Origin of the sequence: Roseovarius sp. MBR-78 (genome assembly GCF_040547535.1) — a bacterium.
In the GTDB taxonomy this organism is placed as follows: domain Bacteria; phylum Pseudomonadota; class Alphaproteobacteria; order Rhodobacterales; family Rhodobacteraceae; genus Roseovarius.
In genome coordinates this window covers 205,142-221,376 of the sequence record NZ_JBEPPX010000003.1, presented here as the reverse complement: position 1 = coordinate 221,376, position 16,235 = coordinate 205,142, and the positions used below count along the sequence as shown (strand labels likewise).

The 16,235-nt window shown below is 65.2% G+C and carries 15 protein-coding genes; 9 read left to right on the top strand and 6 right to left on the bottom strand.

Translation table 11 applies throughout. The features are described 5' to 3' along the window. The first annotated feature begins 9 nt into the window (after positions 1 to 9). The 6 genes from pstA to dctP all read left to right on the top strand — a co-directional run bounded on the left by pstA (position 10) and on the right by dctP (position 6,000). The gene (pstA, locus tag ABIE58_RS03960; RefSeq protein WP_354543386.1) at positions 10 to 1,296 is read left to right on the top strand and encodes a phosphate ABC transporter permease PstA; all 1,287 of its coding nucleotides are present in this window, start codon (positions 10 to 12) and stop codon (positions 1,294 to 1,296) included. A 16-nt stretch (positions 1,297 to 1,312) separates the two neighbouring features. Beyond that, positions 1,313 to 2,110: a phosphate ABC transporter ATP-binding protein PstB gene (pstB, locus tag ABIE58_RS03955; RefSeq protein ID WP_354543385.1), complete on the top strand. Its 798-nt coding sequence runs from the start codon at positions 1,313 to 1,315 to the stop codon at positions 2,108 to 2,110. A gap of 10 nt (positions 2,111 to 2,120) precedes the next feature. Continuing rightward, positions 2,121 to 2,840, top strand: a complete 720-nt coding sequence (gene phoU, locus ABIE58_RS03950) for a phosphate signaling complex protein PhoU (RefSeq protein WP_354543384.1) — start codon at positions 2,121 to 2,123, stop codon at positions 2,838 to 2,840. Positions 2,841 to 3,071: 231 nt separating this feature from the next. Then, a complete protein-coding gene (locus ABIE58_RS03945) occupies positions 3,072 to 3,566 on the top strand; it encodes a TRAP transporter small permease subunit (protein ID WP_354543383.1) in 495 nt (164 codons plus the stop codon). After that, positions 3,563 to 4,888 (top strand): TRAP transporter large permease, encoded by a 1,326-nt coding sequence (locus ABIE58_RS03940; RefSeq protein ID WP_354543382.1) that lies wholly within the window; start codon positions 3,563 to 3,565, stop codon positions 4,886 to 4,888. The genes ABIE58_RS03945 and ABIE58_RS03940 overlap by 4 nt, the downstream gene beginning before the upstream one ends. A 26-nt stretch (positions 4,889 to 4,914) precedes the next feature. Beyond that, positions 4,915 to 6,000 carry a TRAP transporter substrate-binding protein DctP gene (gene dctP, locus ABIE58_RS03935; protein WP_354543381.1) on the top strand — a complete coding sequence of 362 codons (1,086 nt, stop codon included), beginning with the start codon at positions 4,915 to 4,917 and terminating at the stop codon, positions 5,998 to 6,000. A gap of 133 nt (positions 6,001 to 6,133) precedes the next feature. Here dctP and ABIE58_RS03930 read toward each other — a convergent pair whose 3' ends face one another. The 4 genes from ABIE58_RS03930 to ABIE58_RS03915 form a co-directional block, all read right to left on the bottom strand. Next, a complete protein-coding gene (locus tag ABIE58_RS03930) occupies positions 6,134 to 7,315 on the bottom strand; it encodes a DNA recombination protein RmuC (protein ID WP_354543380.1) in 1,182 nt (393 codons plus the stop codon). Further along, positions 7,312 to 9,144, bottom strand: coding sequence for a DNA mismatch repair endonuclease MutL (gene mutL, locus ABIE58_RS03925; RefSeq protein WP_354543379.1), 1,833 nt, complete (start codon positions 9,142 to 9,144; stop codon positions 7,312 to 7,314). Before mutL ends, ABIE58_RS03930 begins: the two co-directional genes overlap by 4 nt. A 112-nt stretch (positions 9,145 to 9,256) precedes the next feature. Next, positions 9,257 to 10,582 carry an ammonium transporter AmtB gene (amt, locus tag ABIE58_RS03920; protein WP_354543378.1) on the bottom strand — a complete coding sequence of 442 codons (1,326 nt, stop codon included), beginning with the start codon at positions 10,580 to 10,582 and terminating at the stop codon, positions 9,257 to 9,259. Positions 10,583 to 10,608: 26 nt separating this feature from the next. Continuing rightward, on the bottom strand, positions 10,609 to 10,947 hold the full coding sequence (locus tag ABIE58_RS03915; RefSeq protein ID WP_354543377.1) for a P-II family nitrogen regulator: 339 nt from the start codon (positions 10,945 to 10,947) through the stop codon (positions 10,609 to 10,611). 267 nt (positions 10,948 to 11,214) lie between these two features. Between ABIE58_RS03915 and ABIE58_RS03910 the strand changes: the two genes are divergently transcribed. Beyond that, entirely contained in the window at positions 11,215 to 13,338 is a 2,124-nt protein-coding gene (locus ABIE58_RS03910; protein WP_354543376.1) for a transglycosylase domain-containing protein, read from the top strand. 33 nt (positions 13,339 to 13,371) lie between these two features. Here the strand turns inward: ABIE58_RS03910 and ABIE58_RS03905 are convergent, their stop codons facing one another. Both ABIE58_RS03905 and ABIE58_RS03900 read right to left on the bottom strand, forming a co-directional pair. Continuing rightward, entirely contained in the window at positions 13,372 to 13,977 is a 606-nt protein-coding gene (locus tag ABIE58_RS03905) for an MlaC/ttg2D family ABC transporter substrate-binding protein (protein ID WP_354543410.1), read from the bottom strand. Beyond that, positions 13,967 to 14,716 (bottom strand): MlaA family lipoprotein, encoded by a 750-nt coding sequence (locus ABIE58_RS03900; RefSeq protein ID WP_354543375.1) that lies wholly within the window; start codon positions 14,714 to 14,716, stop codon positions 13,967 to 13,969. The genes ABIE58_RS03905 and ABIE58_RS03900 overlap by 11 nt, the downstream gene beginning before the upstream one ends. Positions 14,717 to 14,955: 239 nt before the next feature. On the opposite strand from ABIE58_RS03900, the gene ABIE58_RS03895 reads away from it, so the two are divergent. Continuing rightward, positions 14,956 to 15,417 (top strand): RidA family protein, encoded by a 462-nt coding sequence (locus tag ABIE58_RS03895; protein WP_354543374.1) that lies wholly within the window; start codon positions 14,956 to 14,958, stop codon positions 15,415 to 15,417. Then, positions 15,414 to 16,181 (top strand): glycerophosphodiester phosphodiesterase family protein, encoded by a 768-nt coding sequence (locus ABIE58_RS03890; RefSeq protein ID WP_354543373.1) that lies wholly within the window; start codon positions 15,414 to 15,416, stop codon positions 16,179 to 16,181. The genes ABIE58_RS03895 and ABIE58_RS03890 overlap by 4 nt, the downstream gene beginning before the upstream one ends. Positions 16,182 to 16,235 lie beyond the last annotated feature (54 nt).

The window sequence follows — 16,235 nt, the reverse complement described above, 5'->3', positions numbered from 1 at the left end:
TCACAGGCCATGACCGACGCGACATCCGATAAATTCGACTGGGCCGCGCCCGCTTTTCAGGCCAGCCTTCGCAAGCGAAAGCGCAGCGAGCTGTGGCTGAAATCCCTCGGGCTGGGGGCGATCGTGATTGCCTTTGCGATGCTGTTCCTTCTGGTCGGCTCGCTCATCTCGACGGGCTATCACGCCTTCACGCAGACCCATCTGCGCATTGCCGTGACCTTCGAGCCCGACCTGATCGACGCCGACGCACCCGAGCGCGGTAACTACCGCCAGATCCTGACCAACACGATGCAGACGCAGTTCCCCGAGGTGGCCGACGATCGCGCGGCCCTGCGCGAGTTGACCAGCATCCTGTCGAACGGGGCACAATTCACCCTGCGGGACATGGTGGTGGCCGATCCCGGCCTGATCGGGCAGACCGTCACCGTCACAGTGCCCGTCTCCGACCCCTATGACCAACTCAACAAGGGGTTGATCGACCCGGACACCGCCGAGGAAAACCGCCGCCTCAAGGATGACGAGATCGCCAATTTCAACCAACTGGCCGAGGCTGGGATGGTCTCCACCCCGATCAACTGGGGCCTCATCACCAACCCCGATTCGCGCTTTCCCGAACTTGCTGGCCTCAAGGGCGCGATCATCGGATCGGCCTACGCGCTTCTGGTGTGTTTCCTGCTGTCGTTCCCGGTAGGGATCGGTGCCGCGATCTATCTCGAGGAGTTTGCTCCGAAAAACCGCGTGTCGGACCTCATCGAGATCAACATCAACAACCTGGCCGCCGTGCCCTCGGTGGTGTTCGGCCTGCTGGGTCTCGCGGTGTTCATCGGCTGGTTCGGGATGCCGCGCTCGGTGCCCTTCGTGGGCGGTCTGACGCTGGCGCTGATGACGCTGCCCACCATCATCATCGCCACGCGCGCCGCGCTCAAGGCGGTGCCGCCCTCGATCCGCGAGGCGGCGCTTGGCGTCGGGGCGTCGAAACAACAGGTGGTGTTCGGCCATGTTCTGCCGCTCGCCATGCCCGGCATCCTCACCGGCACGATCATCGGGCTGGCGCAGGCGCTTGGCGAGACCGCGCCGCTCTTGCTGATCGGGATGAATGCCTTCATTACCTCGGCCCCGGCGACACCCTTTGACAGCGCCACCGCCCTGCCCACGCAGATCTTTATCTGGGCCGACAGCCCGGAGCGGGGCTTTGTCAGCCGCACCTCGGCGGCGATCCTCGTGCTTCTGACCTTCCTCATCACCATGAATGCCATCGCCATTTACCTGCGCCAGAAATTCGAGCGGAAATGGTAGAAAGGACTGAACCAAGATGTATGATCTGAAAAAACCGGAGCACGATGTGGACCAGGCCAAAACCAAGATTTCCGCGAGAGGCGTGCAGGTGTTCTACGGCGACACCCAGGCCATCAAGGATGTGAATGTCGAGATCGAGGACAAGACCGTGACCTCGTTCATCGGCCCCTCTGGCTGTGGCAAATCCACCTTCCTGCGGTGCATCAACCGCATGAACGATACCATCGACATCTGCCGTGTTCAGGGCGAGATCACCATCGACGGGCACGACATCTACGCGCCTTCCGTCGATCCGGTGCAATTGCGCGCCAAGGTGGGTATGGTGTTCCAGAAACCCAACCCCTTCCCCAAGTCGATCTACGACAACGTGGCCTACGGGCCCAAGATACACGGCATGACCCGCAGCAAGGCCGAGCTTGACGAGGTGGTGGAAACCGCCCTGCGCGGTGCCGGTCTCTGGGAAGAGGTCAAGGACCGCCTCGACACGCCCGGCACCGGCCTCTCGGGCGGGCAGCAACAGCGGCTGTGCATCGCCCGCGCCGTGGCCACGCAACCCGAGGTGCTTCTGATGGACGAGCCATGCTCGGCGCTCGATCCGATCGCGACCGCGCTGATCGAGGATCTGATCGACGATCTCAAGCAACAGTTCTCGGTGGTGATCGTCACCCACTCGATGCAGCAGGCCGCGCGCATCAGCCAGAAAACCGCCTTTTTCCACCTCGGCAACCTGGTGGAATACGGCGATACCAACACGATCTTTACCAATCCCCGCGACGAGCGGACCGAAAACTACATCACCGGTCGGACCGGGTAAGGGGCACCGCATGGCGTCGCAGCATATCGTTTCCTCCTTCGATCACGATCTCGAAGCGCTTCAGGCGCGGGTGGTGAAGATGGGCGGCCTTGTCGAGACCGCGACGCGCAACGCGCTCGTGGCACTTGAGACGCACGACCTCGGCCTTGGGCAATCCGTGCGCGCGGGCGATCGGGTGATCGACCGCATGGACGAGGACATCAAATCCGAAGCCGCGCTGGTGCTGGCCCGGCGCGCGCCTGCGGCGGGCGATCTGCGCACCGTGCTGGCGGTGATGACGATGGCCACCCACCTGGAGCGCTGCGGCGATTACGCCAAGAACATCGCCAAGCGCACCACCGTGCTCGCCGACACGGCGCACAGCGCCGATATCCTGTCGGCCTTGCACCGCATGGCCCGCGCGGTCGAGGCGATGCTCTCGGACGCGCTCGACGCCTATATCCAGCGCGACCTTGACAGGGCCGAGGAGGTGCGCGCCCGCGATCTTGACGTGGACCAGATGTATACCACGCTGTTTCGCGCCCTTCTCACCCACATGATGGAAGACCCGCGCAGCATCACCCCCGCCATGCACCTGCATTTCATCGCCAAGAATATCGAGCGTATGGGCGATCATGCCACCTCGATTGCCGAGCAGACGATCTATGTCATCACCGGCGAGATGCCCGACGATGACCGCCCCAAGGGCGACCGGACCGCCCTTGAAAGCAACGATACGGGCGCATCCTGACCCCGCTGACGGGATGCTTTGGCTTCCCCCGCCCGCTTCGCGGCACGGCGGGCCGCCACAATGCCCAAAGACAACCATCCAATAAATTATATTTCTTTTCAGTCGCGTAAAAGAAGCCAGCCATTGGGTTGAACTTCCCATTCAAACACGCTTAGCTCTTCCCGACTGTGGAGGGTTGCGCGCTCATCAGATGATGAGGGATGCGCAACGGTCAAAGGGGGAGAGGCCAGAGTGGTCGTGCGCGCAATCAACGGGCTGAACGAGGTCGTTGGACGAATAATCGTGGTTCTGGCGATCGTTTTCGCGGCCATCATCATTTATGACGTGATCCTGCGTTATGCATTCAACGAGCCGACACGCTGGGCCTTTGATGTGTCCAAACAGCTCTTCGGCTTCTATTTCGTGCTGCTTGGCGGCTATGCGCTGCGCCACAAGGCCCATGTGCGCGTCGATATCGTGACCGAGAAACTGGGGCCCGGCTGGCAACGGATCGCGGACCTCGTCGGCTACGTGGTGTTTTTCTTTCCTTTCACCTGGGTGTTCCTCACCCGCTCATGGGAATTCGCGTCGCGGTCCTGGGCACAGGGAGAGGTGACATACGGCGCCATCCAGATGCCGGTATATCCCTTGAAAATGGCGATGTGCGTGGCCGCCGGTCTGTTGCTGCTCCAGGGCATTGCCGAGGTTCTCAAGATCGTCCTTGACCGGCAGGAGGCCGCCGAATGACCCCCGATCTGATTGCCGTCGTGATGTTCGGCCTGCTGCTGGTTGGCCTCTTTCTCGGGCATCCGCTGGCCTTTGTGCTGGGCGGCACCGCCGTTCTGACCGCGATCATCGCGGGCAAGCCGATGGTGCTGGGCATCGTCATCAACCGGATTTTCGGCGATGTGCTGGACAATTACACCCTGATCGCGATTCCGCTGTTTGTGCTCATGGCGCGATTTCTATCGGATTCGGGCGTCACCGACCGAATGTTCGAAACCCTGCGCCTGATGCTCAGCCAGGTGCGCGGCGGGCTGGCGCTGGCGGTGGTGTTCATCTCGATCCTGCTGGCGGCGACGACCGGCATCATCGGTGCCTCGATCACCGTCATGGGGGTGATGGCCCTGCGCCCGATGCTGAAATACGGCTATGCGCCCTCGCTCACTGCAGGCGTGATCGCGGCCTCGGGCTGTCTTGGCATTCTGATTCCGCCCTCGATCATGCTGATCCTAATGGCCAGCTATTCGCCGCTCTCGGTCGGCGAGCTGTTTGCCGGCTCGATGATCCCCGGCGTGCTTCTGGGGCTCAGCTATGCGCTTTACGTCTATATCATCTCGGTGCTGCGGCCCGATCTCGCCCCGGCGGTGGAATCCGATGAAAAGGTCGGGCGCGCGGCGCTGATGCGAATGCTGGCGCTCGAGGCGCTGCCGCCGCTGGTGCTTATCTTCGGCATTCTCGGCTCGCTTCTGGCCGGTATCGCCACCGCAACAGAGGCCTCAGCCATCGGCGCGGCGCTGGCGCTCTTGATCGTGATCGCGCGCGGGCGGTTCCGGCTCGACACCTTCTACGGTGCCATGATCGAGACCGGGCGCACCTCGGCGATGATCCTTTTCATCGTGGTTGGGGCCACCGCCTTTACCGGGGTGTTCAACATCACCGGGGGCCTGCGCGCCACGCAAGAGCTTATCCGCACGCTCGACATGGAGCCGTGGATGCTGATCACCATGATGATGGTGATCGTGTTCATCCTCGGGGCGTTCCTCGACTGGACCGGGATCGTGTTGCTGTCCTTCCCGATTTTTCTGCCGATCATCCAGGAAATGCCCGATGTGAACCTGCTATGGTTCGTCGTGCTGATGGCGGTGGTGCTGCAAACCTCGTTCCTGACACCGCCTTTCGGCTATGCGCTCTTTTACCTGCGCGCCATCGCACCAAGCGATTTGCGCACGGGCTCGATCATCCGTGGCGTGCTGCCGTTCATCGCGCTTATCATCGTGATGTGCATCCTCGTCGCTGTGTTTCCGGCGCTGGTCACCTGGCTGCCGGATGTTCTTTACACCAAGTAACCTTAACCATGGAAAAGGGAGATACCATGACCATCAAGGCATATATCCTCGCGGCAGGCGCCGCGACAGCACTGGCCGGGCAGGCCGTTGCACAGGAAAGCTGGACCATGACCACCACATGGCCATCCTCGCTGGAACTGATCGAAACCGACAAGCATTTCGTCGATCTGGCCAACAAGCTGACCAAGGGCGAATTGAGCATCGAATTCTTCGAGGGCGGCTCGCTCGTGCCCTCGGGCGAGGTGTTCGGCGCGGTCGAATCGGGCACCATTCAGGCGGGGGCCGACTGGCCGGGTTACTGGGCCGGGCGCGATTCGGCCTTTTCGCCGCTGGCCACCACGCCGAGCCTGTTCAACGCGGTCGATTACGTGAACTGGATCCAGCAATGGGGCGGGGCCGATCTCTATAACGAGATCTACGGCAACTTTAACATGGTCTACCTGCCCTATGGCGTGACCAACAACGAATCCGGCTTTCGCACCAACGAGCCGATCCGCAACCTCGCGGATCTGCAAGGCAAGCGCCTGCGCCTTTCGGGGCTGGAGCAGGGCAAGCTTCTGGAACGTCTCGGCGGCAACCAGGTCTCGATGGCGGGCGGCGAAATCTATCAGTCACTTGAACGCGGCGTGATCGACGGGGCAGAGTTCTCGACCCCCAATGTCGATTGGTCGGGCGGCTTTCAGCAGGTCACCAAGTATTGGGCAACGCCGGGCTGGCACCAGTCGGCCTCGGTCTTTGGCGTGATGATCAACAAATCCGCCTGGGACGCGCTTGATGCCGAGACGCAGGAGAAACTGCAAATCGCCGCTGATGCGACGCTCTTGTGGTCGCTCGCCTTCACCGAAAAGCGCGCCACCGAGGCCTATGCCAAGTTCGACGACGCGGTAGAGATCAACCGCTATGACGACGAGACGCTGGCCCGCGTTCAGGAAATGGCCAACGAGGTGATCGTAGAGACCGCCTGCGCCAACCCCAACTCGGCCAAGGTCTATCTCAGCATGGTCGAATATCTCAACGACTACGCACAATGGCGCGATGCCTCGGCCCCGTTCAACCTTGGGCGCACGCCCAACGGGCCGGATGCCGAAGCCCTGCGCGCCTGCGTCAACTAACCCCGGCACCGCCTGACACAACGAACGGAATGCCCGCCGGAAACGGCGGGCATTTTTCGTGTCATCCCCTGTCGGATCACGTCTGCATAGAGCGCCGCCGCTCGCAGGCCGGTTCAGCACCGGTGCGCGCGGCTCACCCCCGCTCCGCCGCCTTGGCATCCGGCAGGGGCAGGGCGGGGGCGGTCTCGGGGGCCAGTTCCTCGAAATCGAAATTGTCGAGTCGGCGCGCGCGGCGGCCGGCCTTGTCGGCGGAGATCCTGATCTCCGAGACATCCTTGGCCGCTTGCGTGAAATGTCGGTCGAGGTTCTCCACCCGCGCGCCCAGCCGCTCGACATCGCCGAAAAGCAGCCCCAATTCCCGCCGGATCGCGCCTGCCTGTTCGCGCATCCTGGCATCCTTGAGGATCGCGCGCATGGTGTTGAGCGTGGCCATGCAGGTGGTGGGCGACACGATCCAGACCCGCGCGGCAAACCCGTCGCGCACGACCTCGGGGAAATTGGCGTGCAACTCGGCATAGACCGCCTCCGACGGCAGGAACATCAGCGCGCCGTCGGCGGTTTCGCCGTCGAGGATGTATTTCTCGGATATGTCCTTGATATGCTTGCGCACGGAGGCGCGCAGATAGCGCGCCGCTGCGGCCAACTCGCCCTCGCTGGTGGCGCGGCGCAGCGCCTCGTAGGCCTCCAGCGGGAATTTGCTGTCGATGGCAATCGGCCCCGGCGGATTGGGCAGGTGGATGAGGCAATCGGCGCGGCGGCCGTTCGAGAGCGTCGCCTGAAGGGTGTAGCTGTCCGAGGGCAGCGCCTTGGTGACGATATCGGTGAGCTGGATCTCGCCAAAGGCCCCGCGCGTCTGCTTGTTGCTGAGGATATCCTGTAGGCTCAGCACATCGCCCGACAGTTTGGTGATGTTGTCCTGCGCGCGGTCGATGGCTTGCAGGCGCTGTTGCAAATCGCCCAAAGATTGCGCGGTGCGCCGGGCAGAGCCTTGCAGGTTCTCGGTCATCTGGCCCGCGACCTCGGCGAGGCGTTTTTCCATCAGTTGCAGCATGTGCGATTGCGCCGCCGCCTGTGCCTCGGAGACGTGGTTGAGGCCACCCGCAAGCTGATGCTGCCCGTCCGAGAGCCCTTGCACCCGCGCCCCAAGCTGCACCATCTGCTGCGCCAGCGGCTCGGCCATCCGCGCCGAGCGGTTGGCGGCGCGCAGCCCGAGCAGGAGCAACAGAAGGATCAGCAAAAACGCCGTCCCGCCGATCAGCGCGGCAAGGGTGAGCGGCTCGGAGGTATCGAGCGCATAGGGACCGATCTGGATCATGTGCGCCCGAAAAGCCGCTCGATATCCGACAGTTGCAATTCCACATAGGTGGGCCGCCCGTGGTTGCACTGGCCAGATTGGGGCGTGCGCTCCATCTCGCGCAAGAGCGCGTTCATCTCCTCGGCGCTCATCCTGCGGCCCGAGCGGACCGAGCCGTGACAGGCCATGCGCGACAGCACCGCGTCGATGCGCGCCCTGAGCGCCCCGCTCGCGCCCGCGTCGCGCAACTCGTCGAGGATATCGCGCAGGAGCGCCCCGGCGTTGACCTCGCCCAAAAGCGCCGGGGTCTCGCGCACGGCGAGACTTCCCGGCCCGAACGTCTCGATCACAAGGCCGAGCGTGGCCAGTTCCGGGGCGTGTTCCATCAGCCAGGCGCAATCGCCCTCGGGCAGGTCGACGATTTCGGGGATCAGCAGCGCCTGCGCCGCGATGCCGCTCTCGGCCTGCGCCTTGAGACGCTCGTAAACCAGCCGCTCGTGCGCGGCGTGCTGATCGACGATGACCATGCCGGTTTCGGTCTGGGCGACGATGTAATTCTCGTGGATCTGCGCGCGGGCCGCGCCAAGGGGCAGGGCGGTGGCCGGGGTTTCTTCGGCCTCTTGCGGGGTGGGCTCAACCCGTCCGCTCCACGCCCCGGCGATCTCGGCAAAGCCCGGTGCCTGCGCCTGATAGGCAAGGCTGCGCGCCTGCGCCGAGGGGCGATCCATCTGGTAGGGCTGCGCGTGCACCGGCGCGCGGAACGCCCCCAGCGTGGCCCCCGCCACGGTCGAGGAGGCGCGATGCCCCGCCTCGGCCAGTGCGTGACGCAGGGCCGACACGATCAGGCCGCGCGCAAGGCCGGGATCGCGGAATCGCACCTCGGCCTTGGCGGGATGCACATTCACATCCATCAGCCGTGGGTCGCAGTCGAGAAACAGCGCCGCCGCCGGGTGCCGGTCGCGCGCGAGAACGTCCTGATAGGCGGCGCGCAGCGCCCCGCCGAGCATCCGGTCGCGCACCGGGCGGCCATTGACGAAGAGATATTGCGCCACCGCCGCGCCGCGCGAATAGGTCGGCAGGGCGGCATAGCCCGAAAGGCGCAACCCCTCGCGCGTCGCGTCGATCCGCAGCGCGTTATCGGTAAATTCGCGCCCCATGATCCGGGCGAGCCGGTCGGAGAGCGCATCGAAAAGATCGCCGGTCTCGGCCTCGGCGCGAAAACTCACGCGCCCCTCGCCGCCGCCCGAGACATCGCGCAGCGTGACCGCGACGCGGGGTGCTGCCATGGCAAGGCGCTTGACGGTATCGGAAATCGCCTGCGCCTCGGCCCGCTCGGAGCGCAGGAACTTCAGCCGCGCGGGCGTGGCGTAAAAGAGATCGCGCAGCGTGACCGTGGTGCCGGGGCCGCGCGCGGCGGGCTTTACCGCGCCCAACTGCCCGCCCGCGACGGTGATTTCCGCCGCCTCATGGCCCTCGGCGCGCGACGTGATCGTGAGCCGCCCCACGGCCCCCAATGATGGCAGCGCCTCACCGCGAAAGCCGAAGGAATGGATGTCGAGCAGGTCGCTGCCGTCGATCTTGGAGGTGGCGTGCCGCGCCAGCGCCAGCGGCAGATCCTCGGGCGCGATGCCGCAGCCATCATCGGTGATGCGGATGAGCGTCTTGCCACCATCCGCCACCGCCACCTCGATCCGGGTGGCCCCGGCGTCGAGCGCGTTTTCCACCAGCTCCTTGACCGCAGAGGCCGGGCGTTCGACCACCTCACCGGCGGCGATGCGGTTGATCGCGGCCTCGTCAAGCTGGCGGATGCGCGGGGCGGCGGTGCTTATATTGGGGGCGGGTATGTTCATGCAACAATACCTAGCATGGCAAGGGCCGATTCTGCCAGTGGCCCGCGCATCAAAAAACCCCGGACGCGAACGTCCGGGGCCGGTCTCTAAGGGCTGACAGGAAGGAGGAGGATCAGCCCTTGGAGAATTCGGGATAGGCCTCCATGCCCAGTTCCGACATATCAAGGCCGTTGATTTCCTCTTCCTCGCCCACGCGGATGCCCATGGTCGCCTTGAGGACGAGCCAGACCACCGCCGAGGCGACAAAGACAAACCCGCCGATGGCCGCGATGCCGAGGATCTGCGTGGCAAAGCTCGCGTCCGCGTTGTAGAACGGCACCGCCAGCGTGCCCCAGACACCGGCGATCAGGTGCACCGGGATCGCGCCCACCACGTCGTCGATCTTCATCCGGTCGAGCATCGGCACGGCGACGACCACGATCACCCCGCCAATGGCCCCGATCCAGAGCGCGCCAAAGAGGGTGGGTGCCAGCGGCTCGGCGGTGATCGATACCAGACCCGCGAGCGCGCCGTTGAGCACCATCGTCAGGTCGGGCTTTTTATACATCACCTGCGTGAGGATCAGCGCGGTCACGGCACCGGCGGCGGCGGCCATGTTGGTATTGGCGAAGATGCGGCTGACATCCGTCACATCGCCCACGGTGCCCATGGCAAGCTGCGAGCCGCCGTTGAAGCCGAACCAGCCCAGCCACAGGATGAACGTGCCAAGCGTGGCAAGCGCAAGGTTCGAGCCGGGCATCGGGATGACGCGGCCTTCCCTCGAATACTTGCCGATGCGCGGCCCGAGGATGAGTGCGCCCGCCAGCGCCGCGAAACCGCCCGCCGCGTGAACCAGAGTGGAGCCCGCGAAATCGGCGAAACCCGCCTCCGAAAGCCAGCCGCCACCCCACTGCCACGACGCCTCGATGGGATAGAGCACGCCGGTCAGCACCACGACGAAGATCAGGAACGGCCACAGCTTGATCCGCTCCGCCAGCGTGCCCGACACGATCGAGGCGGTGGTGGCGCAGAACATCAACTGGAAGAAGAAATCCGACCCGACAGAGGCATAATCGAGCGAGGCCGCCGCCGCCTCAAGCCCCACCGGCTCCAGCGCGGTGATCGAGAACCACGGCCCCATCACGCCCGCGATCCACCAGCCATCGCCGGGATACATCAGGTTGAACCCGATCAGCCAATACATGATCGCGGCGATGGAAAAGAGCGCGATATTCTTGGTGAGCTGCATGGTGACGTTCTTGGACCGCACCAGCCCGGCCTCCAGCATGGCAAAGCCCGCCGCCATCCAGAACACCAGAAAGCCGCCGATCAGGAACAGCAGCGTGGTAAAGATATAGGGGTTGATATCGGGTGCGGCCTCTGCCGCCTCTTGCGCCATGCCCATCGAGGGCAGCGCCATGAGGCTCGCGGCAAGACCGAGTTTCAGTGTCGCGTTCATCTTTTTGTCCTTTCCTTCGCGCGCTCTTACAGCGCGTCCTCGTTGGTCTCGCCCGTGCGCACGCGCAGGGCCTGTGCGATGTCGAGCACGAAAATCTTGCCGTCGCCGATCTTGCCGGTACGTGCGGCGGTGGCGATGGTTTCGACCACCTGATCGGCCATCGCCGCCGTGACGGCCACTTCGAGCTTGATCTTGGGCACGAAGTTCACGGCATATTCGGCCCCGCGATAGATCTCGGTATGGCCCGATTGTGCACCGAAGCCCTTGATCTCGGTAACCATCATGCCGCGCACCCCGATGCCGGTGAGCGCCTCGCGGACCTCCTCGAGCTTGAATGGTTTGATCGTCGCGATGATGAGTTTCACGTTGTCCCCTTTCGCTTGGTCGCGCGCGTCCTGCGTGCGCTTTGCAGGTGCAGCAAAATCGCTCTGCCCCGGATCGCAAAGGGAATTGCGGGCCGTTGGGGGCTCTGCGCCGGGGGGGGCGTCCAATATTTGTGCAAAATCTTCGGGTTGCTGGTATTATGGGCAGAATGAGGATGCGTCGGGGGCGCGTCGGGGCCTCTACATTCCGTTGGCCCTGCGCTAGACTGGGCACGGACCGACAGGCAGACAGGGCCGGGCAGGGCAGGCATGGGCAATTCAGGACGACGCAAACCGCCGCTGGCGGCACCAAAACGCACAACCGGCGGCAGCGCGCGCAAGGCCAAGGCCCGCGCGCCACGTCGCCGCGCGCGGTCGCGCAACCCGCTGGTGCGACTTGTGCGCGCGGTGCTGGGGGGCATCTGGCGCCTGGTCTGGGGTGTGGGCTGGCGCGTGGGCGTGGCGGTGTCGCTCGTCCTCGCGCTGGCCGTGGCCTATACCTATACCACGCTACCCGCCTATCAGACACTCATCGACGGGCGCGCGCGCGGCTCGGTCACGCTTCTGGATCGCGATGGCGAGGTGTTTGCCTGGCGCGGTCATCAATTCGGCGGCATCGTCACGGCGGACACGGTTAGCCCGCATCTGAAAAACGCCGTGATCGCCACCGAGGATCGCCGTTTTTACCTGCATCCCGGCGTGGACCCGATCGGCATCGCCAGCGCCATCCGCATCAACCTGCGCGAGGGGCGCGGGCCGCTCGAGGGTAATGGCGGCTCGACCATCACGCAGCAAACCGCGAAATTGCTGTGTTTCGGCGAAGACTATGACGAGACCCGCTGGCAGAGCGAGGCCGAGTATGTCGCCTATTGCCGTCAGTCTTCGATCTGGCGCAAGCTGCGCGAGGCGGTCTATGCGCTGGCGATGGAGGCGAAATTCGCCAAGGACGAGATCCTGACCATCTACCTCAACCGTGCCTATCTCGGGGCGGGGGCCTATGGGGCAGAGGCGGCGGCGCAGCGCTATTTCGGCAAATCGGCGGCGACGCTCAACGCCGCCGAGGCGGCGATGATCGCGGGGCTTTTGACCGCGCCCTCGACGCTCGCGCCAACGGCCAATCTGGAGCGCTCGCAGAATCGCGCCTCGGTGGTCGTCGGGCTGATGCAGCGGCAGGGCTATCTGAGCGATGAGCAGGCCAGCGCCGCACTGGCCCGCCCGGCGCGCCTCTCGGAGGCGGCAGAGCGCAAGGCGGGCGGTTATTTCGCCGATTGGGTGATGGGGGCGGGGCCGGAATTCCTGACCCGCGATACCACCGAGGATGTCATCATCCGCACCACGCTTGACGCGCGCATCCAGCGCGCGGCGGAGGCGGCGATGAAAACGGTCTTTGCCGACAAGGTGCGCGACGGCTCCAAGGCGCAGGCGGCCATCGTGGTGATGAGCGCCGACGGCGCCGTGCGTGCGATGGTCGGCGGGCGCGACACCACCGCCATCGGGGCGTTCAACCGCGCGATCATGGCCAAGCGGCAGACCGGCTCGGCGTTCAAGCCCTTCGTCTATGCCGCCGCCCTCGAGCTTGGCGAGAGCGCCAACAGCGTGGTGGTGGATGAGCCATATTGCCTCGACATTCCCGGCTCGGGCCGCTGGTGCCCCGAGAATTACACCCGCGATTACAAGGGGTCGGTGACGCTCACGCAGGCGCTGGCGCAGTCGATCAACGTGCCCGCGGTCAAGGTCGCGCAGCGCGTTGGGCTCGATACGGTGCGCAAGGTCGCCAGCGATTTCGGCATCGACAGCGATATGGCCGACGGCCCCGCGCTGGCGCTTGGCGCGTCCGAGAGCACGCTTTTGGAAATGACCGGGGCCTATGCGGGCATTCTCAACGGCGGCTCGTCGGTCACGCCCTTCGGGATGACCGATCTGCGGCTTCTGGGCGAGGACAGGCCCCTGATGGCCCGCGAGACCGGCATCGGCGAACGGGTGATTCGCGAAAGCGCCGCGCGCGAGCTGGTCTGGATGATGAGCCGCGTGGTCGAGGATGGAACCGGACGGCGCGCCCGCCTGCCGGGGCGCGAGGTGGCGGGCAAGACCGGCACCACGCAGGCCGCGCGCGACGCGTGGTTTTTGGGATTTACCGCCGATTACGTGGCCGGGGTCTGGATGGGCTATGACGACAACACGCCGCTGACCGGCGTCACCGGCGGCGGCCTGCCCGCCGAAATCTGGCGCGAGACGATGCTGCGCGTGCACGAGGGGCTGGAGCCCAAACCCCTGCCGATGCAGCGCCCCGCGCCTCAGCCCGCCACCGCGACTGCGCCGCCGCCGCGCCGTCGCGCGCCGGGACCAATCGGCAACCCGATCGAGACCATCTTGCGCAGTATTTTCGGGAATTGAGGCGCGGTCGGGGGAACAGGGGCGCGACCGGGGCTAGCCCGCCTGTTTCAGGTGGTTGATAAGCGCGTCGATATCGCCGTTGCGCTGGTCGAGCATGGCTCCGATCTCGGTGCGCTCGGTCAGCCGCAGGCTGATGCCCTCGATCACCATGTCAAAGAACCGGTCCTGCCCCGAGCGGTCGGAGACCAGAAAGCTCACCTCGAAGGGGGACTGACCGGGCAGATAGGCTATCGAACGCACCTCGTGCCAGGATTTGACCTCGCGCACATCCTTGACCTCGATCTTGCCACCGGCGAACTCGTTGAACCGCTTGCCATATTTGCGCGCGACATAGCCACGGAACGCGTCCGTATAGGCGCGAAGCTGCGCGCTGGAAACGCGGTTGGCATCGGCGCCAAGCGTCGAGCGCGCGATGATCGGCACATCGCCGTAGCGCGAGAAGATCCGCTCGAAGCCCACCACCATGCGCGACAGCGGTTGGCCAGAGGCGATCACCTTGTTGATATCGCGCACCACCTGGTCGATCAGCGCGCGGGCGCGCGCCTCGGTGAGCGCAAGCGCCGGCCGCGGCAGCGCGCCGAGGCCAAGTGCGGCCAGCCCGGTCGTGAGCACGAAACGGCGTGTCGGGTTATTCGGCATCTGCATTCTCCACCTCCGTTGCCGCGGCGGCAGCGCCACCCCCGGCACTATCATAGGGATCGGTGTAGCCCGCCCCCGCCGTGCCGCCAAGTTTGAACCGGCGGTTCTGAAGATAGATCGAGCGCGACAGGGCATAGCTGTCCTCGCTCTCGTAAAGGATCTGGTCGATCGTATCCGAGAATCGCTCGCGCCGCGACAGGCCCGAGGCGACGCCGGCGGCGGTGCCGATGAGGCTCTCGGGGGACTCGACCAGGTAGGTGAGCGGGTTGGTGAACAGGTCGACGAAATAGCCAAAGGTGCGCCGCGTCGTGGACGGCCCCAGCACCGGCAATTCGATATAGGCCCCCTCGCGCGCGCCCCAGACATGCAGCGTTTCGCCGAAATCGGTGTTGGTGGGGGCGGCCATGCCCATCTCGCTGGCCGGGTCGAAGATGCCGCCAATCCCTACGGTGGTATTGACCACCAGCCGCGCGCTGTCCTGGAACACGCCGCGCATGTTGAGCTGAAGAAGGTTGTTCACGATATCGGCAGGCAGCGACAGGTTCTCGGCAATCCGCACCACGCCGGTCTCGATATCGTCGGGCACCACGCTGGTATAGCCCTTGGAGACCGGCCGGATCAGCGCCCGGTCAAGCCCGCGGTTGAACTCGTGCATATTGCGGTTCTCGCCCTCGTAGGGGTCGAATATGTCGCGTGTGGCACCGGGATCTTGCGTGGCGCAGCCTGCAACCAGCATCATCGCGGATACAAGAACCGCAGGCAGGGCGCGGCGGGAACGGGGGAGAACGGGTGCGTGCACGGTAAAATCCAAATCCTGAGTCGGCTGTATAGTGTCATAGCCCATCGTCGCCGCAAACCCACCCCATCACCATAACCGCTCACATTCCTGTGGCAGAATGGCGACAGGCGCGCCGGGGCTTTTCATTGCCCGCCGCCGCCGCTAGCGTCGGGGCAATGCGCGCCACAGGAGAGAGAGCCATGAGCCAGTTCGAGAAAACGCTTGCCACAATGGGCGTGAGCCTGCCCGACGCCCCCGCCCCGGCGGCCAATTACGTGCCCTGGGTGAGGGTGGGCGACATGCTCTACGTCTCGGGCCAGATCGCCAAGGAGGGCGACCGCCTGCTGACAGGCAAGCTTGGGGCCGATATGGATGTAGCCGCCGGGGCCCATGCCGCGCGGGCCTGCGCGATTGCCCTTCTGGCGCAGGTCAAGGCCGCCTGCGATGGCGATCTTGACCGGCTACTGCGCGTCGTGCGCCTCACCGGCTTCGTCAATTCCACGCCCGAATTCACCGAGCAACCGCAGGTCATCAACGGCGCGTCCGATTTTCTTGGCGAGGCGCTGGGCGAGGCCGGACAACATGCCCGCGCCGCCGTCTCTGCCGCGTCGCTGCCCTTTGGTGTCGCGGTCGAGATCGACGGGATTTTCCAGATCCGATGAGCGCATTGCCACAGGCCTTCCTGCGCAGGCCGCTTGCGCATCGTGCCCTGCATGATGTGGCCGAGGGCCGCCCCGAAAACTCGCGCGCCGCGATCCGCGCGGCCATTGCGCATGGCTACGGGATCGAGATCGACCTCCAGGCCAGCCGCGATGGCGCGGCGATGGTGTTTCACGATTACGACCTCGGGCGGCTCACGCCCGAGACCGGGCCGCTGCGCCAGTGCGACGCCGCCACGCTGGCGCAAATTCCGCTCCGGGGCGGGGATGAGGGCATCCCGGCGCTGCCCGAAATCCTAGGCCTTGTGGCGGGGCGCGTGCCGCTGCTGATCGAGATCAAGGACCAGCACGGCCAGATGGGCCGGACCGATGGCACGCTGGAGCACGCCACGGCAGGGGCGCTGGCGGGTTATGACGGGCCGGTGGCGGTGATGTCGTTCAACCCCCATATGATGATCGAGATGGCGGCGCGCGCGCCCGATGTGCCCCGTGGCATCGTCACCTGCGCCTATAGCCCGGAGGATTGGCCGCTCTTGCGCGAAGAGACCCGCGCCCGGCTGCGCGCCATCTCCGATTATGCGGCGGCGGGGGCCAGCTTTGTCAGCCATGACGTGACCGACCTTGCCAATCCGCGGCTGGCAGAGTTGCGCGGGGGCGGCGCGGCGATCCTGTGCTGGACGGTGCGTTCCGCCGAGGTCGAGGCCGAGGCCCGAAAGGTGGCCGATACCATCACCTTCGAGGGATACCTGCCCGATATCCCGGCTTGATGCGCGCGACCGGCGCGCCAGATACCACCCAGGCCGCAGCAACAAGGGCAACCG